General features: G+C 60.5%; 13 protein-coding genes, 4 tRNA genes and 2 rRNA genes. 10 read left to right on the forward strand and 9 right to left on the reverse strand.

The window, feature by feature from the left end; all coding sequences use genetic code 11:
• Positions 1-19: 19 nt before the first annotated feature.
• Together SynA1524_RS09895 and SynA1524_RS09900 are read left to right on the forward strand one after the other, a co-directional pair.
• Positions 20-101: transfer RNA gene (locus tag SynA1524_RS09895), tRNA-Tyr, on the forward strand.
• A 10-nt stretch (positions 102-111) separates the two neighbouring features.
• Positions 112-183: transfer RNA gene (locus SynA1524_RS09900), tRNA-Thr, on the forward strand.
• A 1-nt stretch (position 184) separates the two neighbouring features.
• Here SynA1524_RS09900 and SynA1524_RS09905 read toward each other — a convergent pair.
• Positions 185-1,615, reverse strand: coding sequence for a glycoside hydrolase family 13 protein (locus SynA1524_RS09905; RefSeq protein WP_186497486.1), 1,431 nt, complete (start codon positions 1,613-1,615; stop codon positions 185-187).
• 51 nt (positions 1,616-1,666) lie between these two features.
• Here SynA1524_RS09905 and SynA1524_RS09910 point away from each other — a divergent pair, with 51 nt between their 5' ends.
• The gene (locus SynA1524_RS09910) at positions 1,667-3,172 is read left to right on the forward strand and encodes a glycerol kinase (RefSeq protein WP_186497488.1); all 1,506 of its coding nucleotides are present in this window, start codon (positions 1,667-1,669) and stop codon (positions 3,170-3,172) included.
• Positions 3,165-4,742 (forward strand): glycerol-3-phosphate dehydrogenase/oxidase, encoded by a 1,578-nt coding sequence (locus SynA1524_RS09915; protein ID WP_186497491.1) that lies wholly within the window; start codon positions 3,165-3,167, stop codon positions 4,740-4,742. Before SynA1524_RS09910 ends, SynA1524_RS09915 begins: the two co-directional genes overlap by 8 nt.
• On the opposite strand, the gene SynA1524_RS09920 is transcribed toward SynA1524_RS09915, so the two are convergent.
• A complete protein-coding gene (locus SynA1524_RS09920) occupies positions 4,685-6,346 on the reverse strand; it encodes an alpha-amylase family protein (protein WP_186497500.1) in 1,662 nt (553 codons plus the stop codon). The genes SynA1524_RS09915 and SynA1524_RS09920 overlap by 58 nt on opposite strands.
• Positions 6,347-6,430: 84 nt before the next feature.
• On the opposite strand from SynA1524_RS09920, the gene SynA1524_RS09925 reads away from it, so the two are divergent.
• Positions 6,431-7,780 carry an aldehyde dehydrogenase family protein gene (locus SynA1524_RS09925; protein ID WP_502707922.1) on the forward strand — a complete coding sequence of 450 codons (1,350 nt, stop codon included), beginning with the start codon at positions 6,431-6,433 and terminating at the stop codon, positions 7,778-7,780.
• A 98-nt stretch (positions 7,781-7,878) separates the two neighbouring features.
• A complete protein-coding gene (locus SynA1524_RS09930; RefSeq protein ID WP_186497508.1) occupies positions 7,879-8,901 on the forward strand; it encodes a LysM peptidoglycan-binding domain-containing protein in 1,023 nt (340 codons plus the stop codon).
• A 1-nt stretch (position 8,902) separates the two neighbouring features.
• Here the strand turns inward: SynA1524_RS09930 and SynA1524_RS09935 are convergent, their stop codons facing one another.
• Both SynA1524_RS09935 and SynA1524_RS09940 read right to left on the reverse strand, forming a co-directional pair.
• Positions 8,903-10,384: a RecQ family ATP-dependent DNA helicase gene (locus SynA1524_RS09935; RefSeq protein ID WP_186499611.1), complete on the reverse strand. Its 1,482-nt coding sequence runs from the start codon at positions 10,382-10,384 to the stop codon at positions 8,903-8,905.
• A 47-nt stretch (positions 10,385-10,431) separates the two neighbouring features.
• Positions 10,432-11,472 carry a hypothetical protein gene (locus SynA1524_RS09940; protein WP_186497510.1) on the reverse strand — a complete coding sequence of 347 codons (1,041 nt, stop codon included), beginning with the start codon at positions 11,470-11,472 and terminating at the stop codon, positions 10,432-10,434.
• Positions 11,473-11,572: 100 nt separating this feature from the next.
• On the opposite strand from SynA1524_RS09940, the gene SynA1524_RS09945 reads away from it, so the two are divergent.
• On the forward strand, positions 11,573-11,782 hold the full coding sequence (locus tag SynA1524_RS09945; RefSeq protein WP_011128818.1) for a photosystem I reaction center subunit IV: 210 nt from the start codon (positions 11,573-11,575) through the stop codon (positions 11,780-11,782).
• A gap of 5 nt (positions 11,783-11,787) precedes the next feature.
• Positions 11,788-12,624 (forward strand): DNA-formamidopyrimidine glycosylase, encoded by an 837-nt coding sequence (locus SynA1524_RS09950; protein WP_186497512.1) that lies wholly within the window; start codon positions 11,788-11,790, stop codon positions 12,622-12,624.
• On the opposite strand, the gene mtnA is transcribed toward SynA1524_RS09950, so the two are convergent.
• Positions 12,615-13,628: an S-methyl-5-thioribose-1-phosphate isomerase gene (gene mtnA, locus SynA1524_RS09955; protein WP_186497514.1), complete on the reverse strand. Its 1,014-nt coding sequence runs from the start codon at positions 13,626-13,628 to the stop codon at positions 12,615-12,617. The genes SynA1524_RS09950 and mtnA overlap by 10 nt on opposite strands.
• A gap of 31 nt (positions 13,629-13,659) precedes the next feature.
• On the opposite strand from mtnA, the gene mtnB reads away from it, so the two are divergent.
• The gene (mtnB, locus tag SynA1524_RS09960; RefSeq protein ID WP_186497516.1) at positions 13,660-14,295 is read left to right on the forward strand and encodes a methylthioribulose 1-phosphate dehydratase; all 636 of its coding nucleotides are present in this window, start codon (positions 13,660-13,662) and stop codon (positions 14,293-14,295) included.
• Positions 14,292-15,029, forward strand: coding sequence for an acireductone synthase (gene mtnC / locus SynA1524_RS09965; RefSeq protein ID WP_186497518.1), 738 nt, complete (start codon positions 14,292-14,294; stop codon positions 15,027-15,029). Before mtnB ends, mtnC begins: the two co-directional genes overlap by 4 nt.
• 141 nt (positions 15,030-15,170) lie before the next feature.
• Here mtnC and rrf read toward each other — a convergent pair.
• The 4 genes from rrf to SynA1524_RS09985 all read right to left on the reverse strand — a co-directional run bounded on the left by rrf (position 15,171) and on the right by SynA1524_RS09985 (position 18,880).
• Positions 15,171-15,287: ribosomal RNA gene (gene rrf, locus SynA1524_RS09970) — 5S ribosomal RNA — on the reverse strand.
• 109 nt (positions 15,288-15,396) lie between these two features.
• Positions 15,397-18,262 (reverse strand): 23S ribosomal RNA (locus tag SynA1524_RS09975).
• A 462-nt stretch (positions 18,263-18,724) separates the two neighbouring features.
• Positions 18,725-18,797, reverse strand: a tRNA-Ala gene (locus SynA1524_RS09980).
• A gap of 9 nt (positions 18,798-18,806) precedes the next feature.
• A tRNA-Ile gene (locus SynA1524_RS09985) sits at positions 18,807-18,880 on the reverse strand.
• Between the last annotated feature and the right edge of the window lie 181 nt (positions 18,881-19,061).

Genomic DNA, 19,061 nt, shown 5'->3' on the forward strand with positions numbered 1-19,061 from the left:
GGTTCTTCGAGTGTGGTTCGGGTCGGTGCCCGAGTGGTTAATGGGGGCGGACTGTAAATCCGCTGGCTCTGCCTACGTTGGTTCAAATCCAACCCGGCCCATCCTCCACATGCCCTTGTAGCTCAGCGGTAGAGCACTCCCTTGGTAAGGGAGAGGTCTCGAGTTCAAGTCTCGACAAGGGCTTTCATCCCTGCAGATCCACCACCGCCGACTGTGGTGCCAGGAAACGCCCATCACACGTTCCACTCGTCCAGATCGTGGAGGTCCCTGGCTGTATTTCCAGGCTTTGGGAGGTGCTGCGGTTAACCCAAATGCTTAATCCACTTGACGTTCTTCCCAGCAGTCCGTCGCGTCCAGTCGGCTGCCACTGCAGATCGCCGCGAATGAGATTGGGGTGGTTTCGCCGGAGATCAGCCAGGCCAGCAATGGTTGACCTCAGATCCGCAGGCCAGGGTTCACCCCAGGGAAAGGCTTCACGGCAGGCGGGTTCCGGGCCCCCCGACTGCTCCGCATCTGGACCACCGGCCAGAGCCGCTTCGGTGCCGTAGTACACGCATGGGGCCCCCTGCTGCAGGAAGAGCAGCAGCAGGGCTAGTTTCAGAGCCTTCACGTCCCCATTGAGGCTGTGGAGTGCCCGAGGAACATCGTGGCTATCGAGCAGGTTCATCTGAGCTCGATTCACAGCTGGCCGGTACCAACCGGACGTGGTGCTCCAGATGTCGATCACTTCCTCGCTGCTGAGGGGGTTGAGCGGATACTCCGGATTGCGATAACCCTGCCGTAACCGATCTCCAGCAGCCCATCCCAGGCTGCTCCAGCCGAGGCGGTAATTCATCACCCCATCAAAGTGCTCGCCCTGCAGCCACTCCCGGGCATCACCCCAGATCTCACCCACGATCCAGGCATCAGGGTTGACCTCGCGCACCACGCGACGGAAATCCACCCAGAACTCAGCTGGCACTTCGGCCGGCACATCCAAACGCCATCCATCGATGCCCCGTTCCAGCCAGAAACGACCCACCTCCAACAAATGGTCCCGCACTGCGGGATTGGCATGGTTGAACTTGGGCAGATCAGGCACGGCCCACCAGCAGTCGTAGCCGCAGTCCTCGCCCTCGGCCGGATATGGCTTTACAGGCCAGCGGTGCACATGGAACCAATCCCGGTAGGGGGAATCCTGGCCGTTCTCCACCAGGTGATGAAACGCCCAGAAGCCGCGCCCGCAGTGGTTGAACACACCATCGAGCACCAGCCGCATGCCCCGCTGGTGTAAGGCTGCGATCAACGCATCCAGAGCGTCATTCCCCCCCAGCAGGGGATCCACCTCGAAATAGTTGTAGGCGTGATAGCGGTGGTTAGCGGCGGAGCTGAAGATCGGCGTGAGGTACAGGCAGCTGATGCCCATGGCCTTCAGCTGATCCAACGCCTCGATAACCCCGTAGAGATCCCCCCCTTGAAAGCCCTGCTCACGGGGATCACTGCCCCAGGGCTTCAGCTCCAGATGTTGCTGGACCTTCACCTGACCACTGCGGCGGAATCGATCTGGAAAGATCTGATACACCACGGCATCAGCCACCCAGGCCGGTGGGTCGTGGAAGGGCGTGGAGGACGCCATGGCCTTTCCAGGAAGCAATCCCCTCGCTAGCAGGGAAGAAACGAGTCGGCCATGGCAGATCAGCCTCTCCTGTTGGCGCTGGATCAAGGCACCAGCAGCTCCCGAGCAGCGGTGTTTGACGCCAAGGGCGACCTTGTGGCCAGTGCAACGGCTCCCCTGCCTATTCAGTACCCCGCCGATGGCTGGGTGGAACAACACCCCGGCGACATCTGGAACAGCCAAAGGCAGGCACTGCAGGATCTGCACCAACAGCTCAGTGAGGCGCAACGTCTGGCCGTGGTGAGCTGCGGCATCACCAATCAACGCGAAACCACGGTGCTCTGGCGTCGCAGCAGCGGTAATCCCTGCGGACCGGCCCTGGTCTGGCAGGACGGTCGTACAGCTGACATCTGCCAAGGCTGGAAAGCAGACGGCCTCGAAGCCGCGTGGTGCCAGCGCACCGGATTGCTGCTGGATCCGTACTTCAGCGCCAGCAAGATCCGCTGGATGCTCGAGCACCACCCCGAGGCAGCAGCCGCTGCGGCCCAGGGCGATCTGTGCTTCGGCACGGTGGAGTCGTGGCTGCTCTGGAACCTCACGGGAGGACAACGCCACGGCAGTGACATGAGCAATGCCAGCCGCACGCTGCTGATGGATCTCGAGCAGCGTTGCTGGATGGATGAATTCCGCGAACAGACGGGTCTTCCTGCGAACGCACTCCCGGAGCTGTTGCCCTGCCGTGGGGAGTTCGGCCACATCGCAGCGGAGCTTCCCTTCGCCGGATTGCCCATCCAGGCCCTGCTCGGTGATCAGCAAGCCGCGACCCTTGGCCAGCTCTGCCTGCAGCCTGGCGAAGCCAAATGCACCTATGGCACTGGGGCCTTTCTGGTGATCAATACCGGCGACAGCATCCGCCGCTCCAGCGCCGGTCTACTCAGCACCCTTGGCTGGACCGATGCCAGCGGCACACCCACCTACTGCCTGGAGGGCAGCCTGTTCAATGCAGGAACTGTGGTGCAGTGGCTGAGGGACGGCTTGCAGATCATCGAGCAGGCCGATGAGGTGAATGCTCTGGCGCAATCGGTGCCGGACAGCGGCGGGGTGATGCTGGTGCCCGCCTTCACCGGTTGGGGGACCCCCCACTGGGACCCACAGGCCCGCGGTGTGCTGGTGGGGCTCACGCGAGACAGCAACCGCGGCCACATCGCCCGAGCCGCCCTGGAGGGCATCGCCCTGTCAGTGGCCACCCTGGTGGAGCTGGCGGGAGAGGCACTCGGCCATGACCTGAGGGAACTGGCGGTGGATGGGGGAGCTGCCGCCTCCGATCCCTTGTTGCAGGCGCAGGCGGACAGCACCGGCCTGCCGGTGCGCCGTCCTCGGAACCTGGAAAGCACAGCCCGCGGCATCGCTTTGTTTGCGGGTGTGCAATGCGGCCTGATCCCCGACCTGTCCGCCATCGCCGACCACCGGGAGGACGATGTGCAGCGTTTCGAACCGCAGATCAACACCGAGCGGCGCAGGCATCAACGTGACCGCTGGAATGACGCCGTGAACCGCAGCCTGGGCTGGCATGGCTGATCACAACGTTGACCTGCTGGTGATCGGTGCCGGTGCCAGCGGTGCTTCGGTGGCCATGGAGGCCGTGCGTCGGGGACTCACGGTGGCGTTGCTGGATGCCGGCGACATCGGCGGTGGCACCAGCTGCCGCAGCACCAAGCTCCTCCATGGCGGAGTCCGCTACCTGGAACTGGCGTTCAAGACCCTCGACCTGGCCCAGCTGCAGCTTGTCCGAGAGGCACTGCTGGAGCGTGGTCACTGGCTGGAACAGGCGCCGTTTCTTGCCCACCGGCTGGAGCTGGTGTTGCCCACAGACACGCTGTGGGGTCAGTTGTACTACCAGGCTGGGCTCGGTCTCTACGACCTTCTGGCCGGCCAGCAACGCATCGGTCGCAGCCGTGGCATCAGCCGTGACGCCTTGCAGGAGTCCCTGCCGATGCTGAAACCCGGCCGGGGAGGGGTCGCCTATAGCGATGGGCAGTTCGATGACGCTCGGTTGAATCTGCTGCTGGCAAGCACCGCCGAACAGGGAGGAGCCAGCCTGCGCACCCGCTGCCGAGTGGTGGGATTTGAGCGGTCAGCGAATGGGCGTCTGAGCGCTGCCATCAGCGAAACCGACACGGGGATACAGGAGCGCTGGGCCGCTGGCGTGATCGTCAATGCCACCGGAATCCAGGCTGATTCAATCCGCCAGCTGGCCGATCCACAGGCAGCCCCGCGCATGCTCACCAGCCGTGGCTGCCACCTTGTGCTCGAGCAGAACCTCTGTCCTGGTGGTCTGGGGCTGCTGGTGCCATCCACAGCGGATGGACGCGTGTTGTTCATGCTGCCGTTCCACGGCCGCACCTTGGTGGGCACAACCGATGCCCCCTGCTCCATCGATGCAGCCACGACCCCAACCGACGAGGAGGAGGACTACCTGCTCGGCTATGTGCGCCAGTGGTTCCCGGCCTTGTCCGATCCCACGGTGACCAGCCGCTGGGCCGGAGGGCGGCCGTTGCTCCGCCCTGCAGGAGACAGCCTGGACAGCAGCCGCGTGGTGCGGGAGCACGAGGTGGAGCAACTGCCCTGTGGTCTGGTCAGCGTGATGGGGGGGAAGTGGACCACCTGCCGACCTATGGCCAACGACACCCTGCAGGCGGTTGCCGCCCAACTGGGTCGTCCCCTTGGAGTGCCGCAACCCCTCTCTCTGCTGGGGAGCGCGGACACGCCGTCAGAAACGCGACAGCTGCTGATGAAGCAGGCCGGCCAACTGAAGGATCTGCTGGCGGACGGGCCTTTAAGGAATCAGCAGATCGCTCACCTGCAGAGCAACCATGGTCTGCAGGCCCTGCCGATGATCAGTCGGGTCGATCCGGCTCTGCGCGAACCGCTCAGCAGCGTGATCCCCCTCTGCCAGGGAGAGATTGATCACGCCATTCAAAGCGAGCATGCCCGCAGTGCCAGCGATGTGCTGGCCCGGCGCTGCAGGCTGGCCATGGTGGATCTGGCGGAGGCCCGCCGGCTGCAACCCATGGTGGAGGAGCGACTGGATCAGCTCACAGGCACGGCGGTCTCCACCTCGCCGATCAACCACCAGTTGATGCCGTAGGGAGGCAGGTTCACGAACCATTCGCGGCTGGCCAGCGGGAACTCACAGCCCCACATCACCTCGCGAGTCCGCAGGCCCTCCCAGGCCGTGAGATCCAGGCTGAAAGAGGCGCCGGCGGCCGTGACATTGCCCGCCACCAACACCGTCATGGCCTCAGTCGCGCGGACGTAGACCAAGGCACCGGGATGGCTGCACGGCAACAGCTGGAATGATCCATGGGCGAGGGCCGGCAGCAAACGCCGGCAGGTGAGCATGCGGCGGTGCCAGTTCAGCAATGAACCTGGCAGCTGTTTCTGTACCTCAACGTTCACAACTCGGTAGTCGTACCCAGGAGCTGTGATCGGGGGAAGCACCAGCAAAGGGTCGGGAGCCGAGGAGAAGCCACCGTTGCGGGCAGGTGTCCAGGCCATGGGTGTGCGGTTCGGATCCCGATCCCGTAACCCCGGCCAATCCCCCATCCCCAGCTCGTCGCCGTAGTAGAGGCAGGGCATGCCTGGAAGACTGTAAATGAGTCCGTGAAGCAATCGGTTGGAGCGGGGGTCGCCATTGAGCAGCGGTGCCAATCGACGGTTGATGCCCCAATTCAGCCAATGCCCCTGCCCTTGGGGCAAGCCCACCCGGATCGACTGGATCACCTCGTCGGGAATCAGGTGCCCATCCCCCAGCCAGAGCTCGTCGTGGTTGCGCAGCGGCAGGGCCCAGCGCGGGCCCTCCACCGCCTGTTCCGCCTCGTTGAGACAGTCCCCGAGCTGGCGGGTACTGCCGGACGCCACAGCAGCGAACAGATGGGCTGTGAGCACGAAGTTGAAGGCTCCGTGCAGTTCGTCCTCCGCCAAGTAGGGGGCTGCCTCTTGCACGGGTTGGATCGCTTCCCCCAGCAACAGCACTTCTCGTCCCATGGCATCCACACGAGCCCGCAGACGCCGCAGGAAGGCATGGGTCTCCGGCAACCCTTCACAACGAGTCCCCTCCTGCTCAAACAGAAACGGCACCGCATCAAGGCGAAAGCCGTCGACCCCACGCTCCAGCCAGAAGTCAACCACCTCGAGCATGGCCTCCTGCACCCACGGGTTGGCGTAGTTGAGGTCGGGCTGATGGCTCAGGAAACGGTGCAGGTAGTACTGCTCCGCCACTGGATCCCACTCCCAGTTGGACGCTTCAAAGTGCCGGAACAGCACCGGGGCGTCGCAAAAGCGGGATGGGTCGTCGCTCCAGACGTACACATCCCGTTCAGTGCTGCCCTTAGGGGCCCAGCGGGCTCGCTGGAACCAGGGGTGAAGGTCGCTGGTGTGGTTCAGCACCAGATCGAGAATCACACGCACGCCCTGGCTGTGGGCTGCCGTCAGAAACCGATGGAACGACGCCAGATCGCCCAGGTCAGGGTGAATGTCTTTGAAGTCGGTGATGTCGTAGCCACCATCCCGTAAGGGAGATGGGTACGTGGGTGTCAGCCAGAGCGTCTTCACCCCGAGCCAGCGCAGATAGGGCAAGCGCGAAGCCAGACCCTTGAAATCGCCGATGCCATCACCGTTGCCATCGGCGAAGCTGCGCACGATCAGTTGATATATGACCGTGCCGGTCCACCACGGCATGGTTTGGCTCATCCCCCGGATGCCGCTGCACCACTGCTAGACCCGACAGGCCTAATCGTCAGCCCTGTGACCCTGTCCATCGACGAACTCCGCCGCATGCAGGACAGCGTGGGGCGTGGTCTCACTCGAGCGACGACCTGGCGACAGGAGCAACTTCAGCGCCTCAGCGACCTGGTCGAGCAGCACGAACAGGAGGTGCTGGCAGCTCTGGCAGCGGATCTGGGCAAACCACCCACCGAGGCCTTCTTCGAAATCGTTGCGCTGCGCCAGGAACTGAAGTTGGCCCAGCGCCAACTGCGCCGATGGATGCGCCCGAGGCGCGTCTCGGTGCCTCTGGCCCAGCGCCCTGGCCGAGCGGATGTGATCCCAGAGCCCCTGGGCTGCGTCCTGATCATCGGCCCGTGGAACTATCCCTTCTCCTTAACCCTTCAGCCCCTGATCAGCGCCCTTGCAGCCGGAAACACGGCGGTGCTGAAGCCATCCGAACACGCACCAGCCGTTGCGGCCTTGATCAGCCGCCTGATTTCAGAACACTTCGATCCCGAGGTGGTTCGAGTGGACCAGGGGGATGGAGCGGTCGCGGCGGCGCTGGTGGCCCTTCCGTTCGATCACATCTTTTTCACCGGCGGTGGCGCCATTGGCCGCAAGGTGCTCGAGGGGGCTGCGGCACATCTCACCCCGGTGACACTGGAACTCGGCGGTAAGAGTCCTGCCCTGGTGCTGGAGGGGGCGGATCTGACCGTGAGCGCAAGGCGGCTGATCTGGGGCAAGGGCCTCAATGCAGGCCAGACCTGCATCGCGCCGGATCACCTGATCGTGCAGCCCGGGCTGAAGGCAGAACTGCTGAAGGCCATGGCTTCAGCCCGCACCGAGATGTACGGAACCGACCCCCTGGCGTCGGAACAATTGGCCTGCATCGTCAACGACCGCCAATTTCAACGTCTTGAAGCTCTGCTGGACAAGGCCCAACAGGAGGGTCGCGTCCTGATCGGCGGAGAGATCAACCGTGATCAACGGCGCATCGCTCCCACGGTGATTCGTGTCGACGACCGTCAGGACCCCCTGATGGCCGATGAACTGTTCGGCCCCCTGCTGCCGGTGCTGGAGCTGGCGGACCTCCCCCAGACCCTGGCCGAGATCCGCCAGGGTCCGAAGCCCTTGGCGCTTTACCTCTTTGGAGGCAATGAGGCGCAGCAGCAGCAGGTGCTGGAAACCACCAGCTCCGGTGGGGTCTGTCTCAACGATGTGGTGATGCAGGCAGGCGTGCCGGACCTGCCCTTCGGGGGCGTGGGCGGCAGCGGCATGGGCAGCTATCACGGCCAGGCTGGCTTCGACACCTTCAGCCATGCCAAGGCTGTACTGCGACGCCCCTTCCGATTGGATTTCAAGCTGCGCTATCCCCCCTACGGCATTGATCTCAACCTGCTGAGGCGGCTGGCTGGATGACGTGACAGTAATCCCGAAGTCCCCAGCTGCTGCAGTGGCTCTTGAGGGCTGGCGCTTTAACTCAGGCACCGTATCTTTCTAGCAATTGCTGGGGATTCATGGGTATGAAGTTTCTCGCTGGTCTTGTACTGATGACGGCCCTTGTCCCCTTATCGGCCACAGCCGCAACGGTCACGGTGCAATCCGGCGAGACGCTTTCGGAAATCGCTGACCGTTATGGCGTCAGCACCCGCCAACTCATGCGCCTGAACGGACTGCGCTACTCCGACCACATCGAAGCAGGCAGTCGACTTGAGGTCCCTGGTCCGCAGGTGAGTGCGGGCCCTGGCCGCCACAGGGTTCAGCCAGGCGACACCCTGGACGACATCGCGGCTCGATACCGCGTGAGTAGTAGGGATCTGATGCTCGTGAACGGCCTGCGCAACGCCAACCACGTAGAGGTTGGACAAACGCTGAAACTGCCCAGCAACGCGGTGATCGCTCAAGCCAAACCGAAGCCGGCTCCGATTCAAGTGACGTCAGGGGCGAGCGAGCACACCGTGGGGCGCGGGCAGACGCTCACCCAAATCGCCAGGGCCTACCAACTGCCGGTGGCCACCCTGATCGACATCAACGCCATCAGCGATCCGAACAAGGTGAATGTGGGCACCACGCTCTACCTGAAATCCACGACACAACCACTGGTTACCAGCAGCGGTCCATCAAACTCCACCACTCCAAACACCACGGAGGTCAAGGCGGTGGTCAAGGCGGAGCCCAAACTCAAGCCCGAGCCCAAACCCAAGGCAAAGCCTCAACCTCAACCCACCAGCACGACGACTCAGGCCAAGGGCAAAAGCAAGCCAAAGGCTCAACCACAACCCGCAACGGTGGTCGCCAAAGGTGCTGACTGGCGCACCTATGGCCCACTGCAGGTGGATTGGGCCAACTGGCAGCCGATGGGAGGCAGCCAGGTTGTACCCAGCCTGAATGCTGAAGGCCAGGCTCTTTACCTGGCAGTGAACTGCGACGCCGGAAAGCTGAATGTCACTGGAGCGGACGGAAGCTGGAAGACGTGGTCATCACCCAAGAGCAGTTTTGAGAAGGATCTGGTCAAGGACCGCTGTCAGGCCAAGGCTTGAATCAAGCGGCAAAATCCAAAGGCCAAGGACGCTCCAGGTAGCGGCGACCGCTGTCCCGCAGTTGCAGTCGCTGGACCCCGTCGTTGCTTTCGCGGATGAGCTCTTCCTGCACAAGGCGCCGAGCCAACCAGGTCCAGCGCTCCCCCTGACCGGTTTCGTGGAGGGCCAGATGCTCACCAAGGCGCCGCATGTCGGTGCCATCGAGATCATCCAGATGCGTCAACAGCGTTGTCACCTGGCGGGACCAATCCTTTCGCTTGGGTGATGCGGAGCACCGATCACAGCGTCCACAGGGATCCACCAACTCACCCACCGCTAACAGCAGCGCCTGCTCACGACACATCTCCCCTTCAGCCACCGCCTCCATCCGACGCAACTGCTGCTGAGCCAGATCCAAACGATGCCGCTCATCGGGGGTGGTTTCCCGTCCGGCGGCCGCCTGCATCGCCCAGCCCATTCTAGTGCGATCCCCAGGGGAGAAGAGCACCAGGCAACGGGCCGGCTGACCGTCCCGCCCAGCTCTGCCGGACTCCTGGAGATAGCCCTCTGGTGTGGAAGGGAGGTCGAGATGCAACACCAGACCCACATCACCGCGGTCCACCCCCATACCGAAGGCCACCGTGGCCACAAGCACAGGCCTCTCCTGCTCCAGGAACTGCGTCAGTGCGGTGTGACGCGTGGCTGGTTCCAGACCAGCGTGATACGGGGTCGCTTCCACAGACTGGCCCTGCAGGCGCTCAGCCCAATGCTCCACGGAGCGACGGGTGCGGGCGTAGATCAACGTTGCACCACGGGACTGCTCCAGTGCCTCCAGCACCTGCGGCATCGGATCGCGCGGCCGCCGCTGCATGGCATAGCGGAGGTTCTCGCGACGGGCGGAACTGACCTGCACCAACGGACTGCGCAGGTCGAGCAGCCGCAGGATGTCGGCCCGCACGCGGGGGGCAGCCGTGGCACTCAGCGCCAGCATGGGCACCCCAGGACAGAGGCGGCGGATCAGGCCGAGGCGTCGGTAGTCAGGCCTGAAATCGTGGCCCCAGGCGCTGATGCAATGGGCTTCATCCACGGCCAGGGCCACGAGGCGTCCCTCAGCGGCATGGGTTTCCAGCAAGCGCTGGGTTGCTTCTCCCTGGAGGCGCTCAGGTGCCAGGTAAAGCAGCCGGAGGCTTTCATCCCGCAGCGCAGCCATCGCCTGCTGGCGCCGGACTGGATCAAGGCCCGCATGGAGGCAGGCAGCGGCGATGCCCCGACGCCGCAGCTGCAGGACCTGGTCCTCCATCAATGCCACCAGGGGTGAAATGACCACCACCAGGCCCCCTCGGATCAGCGCAGGCAGCTGGTAACAAAGGGATTTGCCCCCTCCGGTGGGCAATACAGCCAGAGCATCCCGTCCGCTCAGGACGGCTTCCACCACAGGTCGCTGACCTGCCCGGAAGCGAGACCAGCCGAAATGGGCGTGGAGAGCGGTCTCGAGCGAATCCACAACCACCAGATCTAGCGGCCCTAGCGTAACGGCCACAACATCTGGCGTCAGGCCAGCGGTGGTGGCTCCAACTGATCCGGCGCTTCCTCCACCAGCTGCAAGCGCACGTTCTTGCCCCCGGCCAACTCCCCAAGGGACACCCGCAACGTGGCACCACTGAGGGACTGCAGAGCATTCAGCACATCCCTGAGATACGGCGTGCTGCTGCCGCTTTCCACCCACAGCCGTTCCTGAAGCCCCCCCAGCCGCCGCCAGGAGGTGTGCAGCTTCAGCACCGCAGCTTCCAGGGCCTGGGCCTGTCCCACGGCATCAGCCAGCAGACCCAAAGCATCGAGACGCTGCGCTTCCTGCATCGCTTTCTCGAGATCCAGTTCTCCCTGCTGAAACGCCCGGACAGCCACGCCGGACTCGGTGGCTTTGGTGATCCAGCGGGCCGTGCTGGTGACGTCCTTGATCCGGTCCAGTTCCGGCTCATCCCGCAGAACCTTGCGCAGATCCTCCTGCTGGGGTTCCGGCAACTTGGCCAGCTCTCGCACCAGCGGAGCCACCACCCTGGGAGGCAGCAGATTCTCCTGGGTGCGCTGGCGGATCTCCTCTGGCAGCAGCGGACTGGTGGCCGCAGTGAATTCGTCGGTCAGCCGCCGCACCTGCTTGCGGGTGATGTCCTGCCCTTCATTCGCCGCTTCCGAGATCATCAGCTGAACCTCAGGAGCCGCCTGAGCCGTTTCCATGAAGGCGCGCTTGGAGAACTGATTGACGCTGGATTCCTCCAGAACCCCCTCGCTGAACATGGTCTCCGCCGATTCAGCCAGCTGGATCAGTCCGTAGGCACGGGTTTTGCTGATCTCCCGCTCCCGCAACCACTGGAGGAAGCCGGCACCACGCCCCTCGCCACCGCGTTTTTCCCGGTCACGCACCGACTTGAGAATGCGGCCACGCCAGATCTCCGTCTGCAGATCAAAGCGATCGCACACCGCCCAGGCCTGCTCCAGCCGGGCGAGGAACTCCATCGTGCTGATGTCATCGCGGTCCGGATCCGGCAAATCCAGCTGCAACGCGGGGGGGTCAGGCACAACAGAACTGGTCAAGAGCGATGCACAGGGCAGCGGGACGACATTCTGTGACGCAGGCGGTTCGTGCCCCAGTCCAGGCGATACGCTCGCGATTGCATCCCTTTCATGCCCAGCGATGGCGATCTCCCGCGGAGCCAAGGTGCGCATCAAGCGTCCCGAGTCCTACTGGTTCAATGAAGTCGGCACCGTCGCCTCGATCGACACATCCGGCATCCGCTATCCGGTCGTTGTGCGTTTCGAGAAGGTCAACTACACCGGCATCGATGGCACCGACGGTGGCGTGAACACCAACAACTTCTCGGAAGCTGAGCTCGAGCTGGCCTGAGGCCATTGCCGGAACTCCCTGAGGTCGAGACGGTTCGCCGAGGTCTGGCGGACCGTCTCTCTTTGTTTGAAATTGAACGCGTCGAGGTCTGCCGCTCGCGAGCGATTGCCAGCAGTGGTGGCGTGGATGCCTTCCTGGTGGGACTGACTGGTGCAAGGGTCGGAACCTGGAGCCGGCGCGGAAAGTACTTGATGGCAGCGCTTGAACCCGATCGCGGGATCTGGGGGGTTCATCTGCGCATGACTGGGCAGTTTCAGTGGATCGAGGAGCCCAGCACTCCCTGCACTCACACCCGCGTGCGCTTCTGGAACCCCCACGGCCACGAACTGCGCTTCGTTGATGTGCGGAGTTTCGGCGAGATGTGGTGGGTCCCTCCCGACGTGGAGCTCACTGTTGGAATCCCGGGGTTGGCGCGGCTGGGACCGGAACCGTTCAGCGAGGCCTTCAACGCTCTATACCTCAAACGGCAGCTCAAGAACAGCAGCCGCCCGATCAAAACAGCACTTCTCGACCAGGCCCTCGTAGCTGGTGTGGGCAACATTTATGCCGATGAAAGCCTGTTCTCGGCGGGCATCCCCCCGCTAACCCCTGCTGGACGGCTCACTCTTGCCCAGCTTGAGAGGTTGCGCTCATCCCTGGTGGAGGTGCTCACCACCAGCATTGGTGCAGGCGGCACCACCTTCAGTGACTTCCGTGATCTGGAGGGCGTCAACGGCAATTACGGAGGCCAGGCCTGGGTGTATCGCCGAGGGGGAGAGCCGTGTCGGCGCTGCGGCACGATCATCCGACGGGACAAGCTGTCTGGACGCAGCACCCATTGGTGCCCGACCTGTCAGGGCTGACGATCCAGGGGGAGAGCCTGCAACGCATCGCGATAAGGCGGGCGGATCACACCGAACTCGGTGATCAATGCCGTGACCAGATGGGCCGGGGTGATGTCGAAAGCGGGATTCCAGGCCGCTGCGCCAGGTGCCGCCAACCGCTGGCCCCGGTGCTGGGTGATTTCCTCCTGGGGGCGTTCTTCGATGGTGATGGCATCACCATCCGGTGTGCTGCGGTCAATGCTGCTGCCGGGAGCGCAGACGTAGAAGGGAATGCCGTGGGCACGGGCCACCAGGGCAAGGTTGTAAGTGCCCACCTTGTTGGCCACATCGCCGTTGGCCGCCACACGGTCGCACCCCACGAGCACGGCATCGACCTCCTGGCGGCGCATCAGAAGACCGCTGGCACCGTCGACGATCACCGTGCACGGCACACCAAGACATCCCAATTCCCAGGCCGACAGGGCTGCTCCCTGGAGGCGGGGCCGTGTTTCATCCAGCCAGGCGTGGCGAACCACACCCCGAGCATGGCCAGCAGCGATCACCCCCAGTGCGGTTCCAACCCCTGCCGTGGCAATCGCGCCGGTATGGCAGTGATGGAGGACGCGACTCCCTGAAGCGAGAAGACCAACGCCGTGGTCCACAAGGGTCTGCGTGCGGGCGCGATCGTCCGCTTCCAAAGCAGCTGCCACGGCCGCGAGCCCCTGCGGATCCACCTGGTCTTGGGCGGCAGGGGATGCCTTCATCCGGTCCAGAGCCCAGCCGAGATTCACCGCGGTGGGGCGGGAAGACTTCAGCACGGAAACGGCCAGATCGAGATCCTCGTTGGCCTGGGCAGCCAACACGACACCCCATGCCGCCGCAACCCCGATGGCAGGGGCACCCCTCACCGCCATGGTGGCGATGGCTTCGGCCACATCACGCCATTGATGCAGCTGCAGGAAACTGACCTCCTCAGGCAGCCGCCGTTGATCCAGCAGTTCCAGATGATCTCCAGTCCATCGAAGGCTGGGGGGAAGCGTCAACGGAGTGCAGCTGCTGTTTCCTGTATAGAAGATGGAGGAGGTGCATCCCTTGGACGACGGCCGCTGCATCAGATCTGAGCTGATCGAAACGACGCGACGCTTGCATCAACGGCGTTGGTGCGATGGCACCGGCGGCAACTTCAGTGTTGTGCTGCAACGGGAACCACGTCGACTGTTGATGGCCCCGACCGGTGTGGACAAAGGTCGATTGGAGGTTGATGACTTGATCGTGGTCAATGAGAGCCAAGAGATTGTCGAAGGCAACGGCCGCGTCAGCGCTGAAACTGCCCTGCACCTGGCCGTTGTTAGGGAAACAGGCGCAGGCGCAGTCCTTCACAGCCATTCCATCGCCGCCACGGTGCTGTCGCGAACCCATCAAAAGATCGGTCACGTCACCCTGGAAGGATGGGAAATGCAGAAGGGATTGGAAGGGGTCAACACCCATGCGAGCCGCATCAATATCCCCGTTGTAGGCAACAGCCAATCCATGGAGGTTCTGGTGGATTCATTCCTGCCTCACCTTCCAGCCCAATCTCATGGAATCCTTGTGGCAGGCCATGGGTTGTATGCCTGGGGAACAACACTGGCCGACGCCGAGCGTCATCTTGAAATCTTGGAGTTTCTACTGGACGTGCAACTCAACGTGGCCAAAAGCCAGCAACCATGACCATTACTCATTTACTTCTTGATATCGAAGGAACCACGTGTCCGGTCAGCTTTGTAAGCGAGGTGCTGTTTCCCTATGCCAAGCAATCATTATCCAACTATCTGAATGACCACCAGGAAGATTTAGATCTCAAGAATATCCTGCTAGCAGCAGAGCGGGAATGGGATGGAGATCCATCACCAGAGAGCATCAAGCTTCGCCAAGCCACCAGAAATCAAAACCTGAACTTCATCGATTCCATCAAGGTTTACTTTGAGCACCTGATCAACGTTGATCGCAAGTCAACAGCCCTGAAAGATCTTCAAGGAAAGATCTGGGACAACGGCTACAGGAAGGGTGAAATCACAAGCCATCTTTTCAACGAAACCACCGAGTGCTTGAAGCGTTGGCACCGCAGACCCCGATCGCTATCGGTGTACTCATCCGGCAGCATTCAGGCCCAGAAATTGCTGTATCGGCACACCAATGATGGCGATCTTGAGGACCTCTTTGATCATTGGTTTGACACCCACACGGGCAACAAGAAGGAGTGCGCAAGCTACCGGAAAATTGCCACCAAAATCAGCACGAACCCCTCAAAGATATTGTTCATCAGCGACAATAGTGACGAATGTGACGCCGCTGGCGCGAGCGGCATGGAGACACTGTTCAGCCTGCGAGACGGGAACCCAGATCAAAATCCCCGGAGCCACAGAGTGATCAAAACTCTCAACGACGTGGATGAATATCTATAGACAAATCCCAGCAGGTCAAGGCTAGGAATCAATCGTTCAGCAAGGCACAAAAAAACCACCTCGTGACGAGGTGGTTTCTTCGTGGGGAGGGATGTTGGCCGAAACGGCTCAATCATCAACTCCCTTATTGAGGAATGTTTTACCTGGCATTGAGCTATTTTCTCAGGGGGCTACCCCCCAAATATCGTCGCCGCTGATGCGTTTCACAACCGAGTTCGGGATGGATCGAAGTGGGACCACACCGCCATGAACACCAGGATAAAAGTCATTCCCAAGGTGTGAACCCTGAGAACTGCATAGGATCTGCAACCGTAGTTGCGCGTCTGAATTAAACAAAGAATGTTGTCTTCAGGCAAGAACCAAAATGTTGGTCAAGCCCTCGGTCTATTAGTACTCCTCTGCTGCATCCATTACTGGACTTCCACATAGAGCCTATCAACGGGTGTTCTCCCCGTGACCTTACTGGGTTACCCCATGGGAACACTCATCTTGAGGTGGGCTTCCCACTTAGATGCTTTCAGCGGTTATCCACTCCGCACATGGCTACCCAGCGTTTACCGTTGGCACGATAACTGGTACACCAGAGGTGCGTTCCTCCCGGTCCTCTCGTACTAGGGAGAAATCCTCTCAATGTTCCTACGCGTACACCGGATATGGACCGAACTGTCTCACGACGTTCTGAACCCAGCTCGCGTACCGCTTTAATGGGCGAACAGCCCAACCCTTGGGACCGACTTCAGCCCCAGGTTGCGATGAGCCGACATCGAGGTGCCAAACCTCCCCGTCGATGTGAACTCTTGGGGGAGATCAGCCTGTTATCCCTAGAGTAACTTTTATCCGTTGAGCGACGGCCCTTCCACTCAGAACCGTCGGATCACTAAAGCCGACTTTCGTCCCTGTTCGACTTGTGGGTCTCACAGTCAAGCTCCCTTCTGCTTTTGCACTCGTCAGCTGATTTCCAACCAGCTTGAGGGAACCTTTGCGCGCCTCCGTTACCTTTTAGGAGGCGACCGCCCCAGTCAAACTGCCCACCTGATACTGTCCGCTCCCCGGATGACGGGTGAACGTTAGAACCCTAGCTCTGAAAGAGTGGTATCTCACCATTGACTCAGTAGCACCCGCAAGCACTACTTCAACGTCTCCCACCTATCCTGCGCATTCAGAGCCCGGGCACAATACCAAGCTACAGTAAAGCTTCATAGGGTCTTTCTGTCCAGGTGTACGTAGTCCGCATCTTCACAGACAATTCTATTTCGCCGAGCCTCTCTCCGAGACAGCGCCCTGATCGTTACGCCTTTCGTGCGGGTCGGAACTTACCCGACAAGGAATTTCGCTACCTTAGGACCGTTATAGTTACGGCCGCCGTTCACCGGGGCTTCAGTCGCCAGCTTCGCTTACGCTGACCGGCTTCCTTAACCTTCCGGCACTGGGCAGGCGTCAGCCCCCATACATCGTCTTGCGACTTAGCGGAGACCTGTGTTTTTGGTAAACAGTCGCCAGGGCCTCTTCACTGCGACCACCTTGCGGTGGCACCCCTTCTCCCGAAGTTACGGGGCCATTTTGCCGAGTTCCTTAGAGAGAGTTACCTCGCGCACCTCGGTATTCTCTACCACCCCACCTGTGTCGGTTTCGGGTACTGGCAGTTATGCCTTAACGGGTATAGAGCTTTTCTTGGAAGCATGACGTCACCAACTTCGCTGCCGTAGCAGCTCGTGCTCACGCCTCAGCTCGGAACGTTTTCACCGCTCCTCGACGCCTCGAACGCTTGAACCAGTAACCAACATCTGGCTTGGCTAGCCTTCTCCGTCCCTCTTCCCAAAACATAACCGGTACAGGAATGTTGACCTGTTATCCATCGACTACGCCTTTCGGCCTCGCCTTAGGTCCAGACTAACCCTCCGCGGACGAGCCTGCCGGAGGAACCCTTAGGGTTTCGGTGCATGGGATTCTCACCCATGTTTTCGCTACTCAAGCCGACATTCTCACTTCTATGCAGTCCACGCCCGCTCACGCTAACGCTTCGCCCCACATAGAACGCTCCCCTACCATAAATCCGCAGCTTCGGTACAACACTTAGCCCCGTTCATTTTCGGCGCAGGATCGCTCGACCAGTGAGCTATTACGCACTCCTTTGAGGATGGCTGCTTCTAGGCAAACCTCCTGGTTGTCTATGCAATCCCACCTCCTTTATCACTTAGTGTTGATTTGGGGACCTTAGCTGGCGGTCTGGGCTGTTTCCCTCTTGACCATGGAGCTTATCCCCCACAGTCTGACTGCCTGACTACACACAGGGTATTCAGAGTTCATCTCGATTTGGTACCGCTCTCGCAGCCCGCACCGAAATGGTGGCTTTACCCCCCTGCTGGAGCATCAGACGCTACGCCTCAACGTATTTCGGGGAGAACCAGCTAGCTCCGGGTTCGATTGGCATTTCACCCCTAACCACAGCTCATCCGCTGACTTTTCAACGTCAGTCGGTTCGGACCTCCACTTGGTATCACCCAAGCTTCATCCTGGCCATGGTTAGATCACCCGGGTTCGGGTCTATAAACACTGACAAGCGCCCTATTCAGACTCGCTTTCGCTATGGCTCCACCATTTCCGGTTTAACCCGCCAGTGCCTATAAGTCGCCGGCTCATTCTTCAACAGGCACACGGTCACCCTATGAGTAGGACTCCCATTGCTTGTAGGCTCACGGTTTCATGTTCTATTTCACTCCCCTCCCGGGGTTCTTTTCACCTTTCCCTCGCGGTACTGTTTCGCTATCGGTCACACAGTAGTACTTAGCCTTACGAGGTGGTCCTCGCGGATTCACACGGAATTTCACGTGCTCCGTGCTACTCGGGATACAGCTAGCTCAGTTCAGTTTTCGGTTACGGGGCTTTCACCCTCTGTGGCGTGTCATTCAAACACTTCTCCTAACATCCCTGATACACGTTGCTGTCCCACAACCCCGATACTCGAAAGTATCGGTTTAGGCTCTTCCCCGTTCGCTCGCCGCTACTTAGGGAGTCGTTTTTACTTTCCTTTCCTCCAGCTACTAAGATGTTTCAGTTCGCTGGGTTGGCTCGCACCAGCCTATGGATTCAGCTGGCCGTACTAGGGGTTGCCCCATTCGGAAATTCCCGGATCAAAGCGTGCTTCCAGCTCCCCGAGACTTATCGCAGGTAACCACGTCCTTCATCGCCTCTGTGTGCCAAGGTATCCACCGTGAGCCCTTTGTAGCTTGACCAATTAATCTCCTGAACGCTTACCGCCGTTGAAAGCAGATTTTCAAGTTTTAATCATCAACTTTCGCTGATTCCTAAAACAAGATCAAACTCTGATTCGCTCGACACGAATCAAAGAACGCTCAAGAGTCTCGGCTCTTGCTCAAAAGAATTTTCATTGTTCTAGATCTAATCTCCCTTTCAGAAAATTAGATTTAAAACAATGCATCTGTAAGATGCTTTGTTTTTCCAGACTTACCTATGCAGTTGTCAAGGTTCTGCCAGACTCCAAATCCAATGACCAATCTCTTGATCACTGAACTCGAGCCCAGCATCTTATCAACCAAATTCATTCAAGTAAACTAGTCTACTTCAATTTGGAATGACAGGAAGCTGGGGTCATCCAGCGGACACATCTAAATCACACTTCACAATCGAGTGGTTCTCCATCTTTCAATGCAAAACCGGAGATTGAGTTCGGTCAGTGGAGGTTAGGAGACTCGAACTCCTGACATCCTGCTTGCAAAGCAGGCGCTCTACCAACTGAGCTAAACCCCCAACACCGAATGGGCCATCCTGGACTTGAACCAGGGACCTCACCCTTATCAGGGGTGCGCTCTAACCACCTGAGCTAATGGCCCAGGAAAACTCAACCCTTGTGGGGTGTGACCTAGACAAAGTTTAGGAACTGATCATCTCCACAACACGCATCAACATCTCTGTTAACTCTGTTGCTTCAACGCTGAGGTACCGATCGACCTAAGGTGACAGGATTTCGGCCTAAGAATAAAAGTACTCAGGCATCAAAATCATTGTGTTGTC

Source organism: Synechococcus sp. A15-24 (assembly GCF_014280195.1).
Taxonomy (GTDB): domain Bacteria; phylum Cyanobacteriota; class Cyanobacteriia; order PCC-6307; family Cyanobiaceae; genus Parasynechococcus.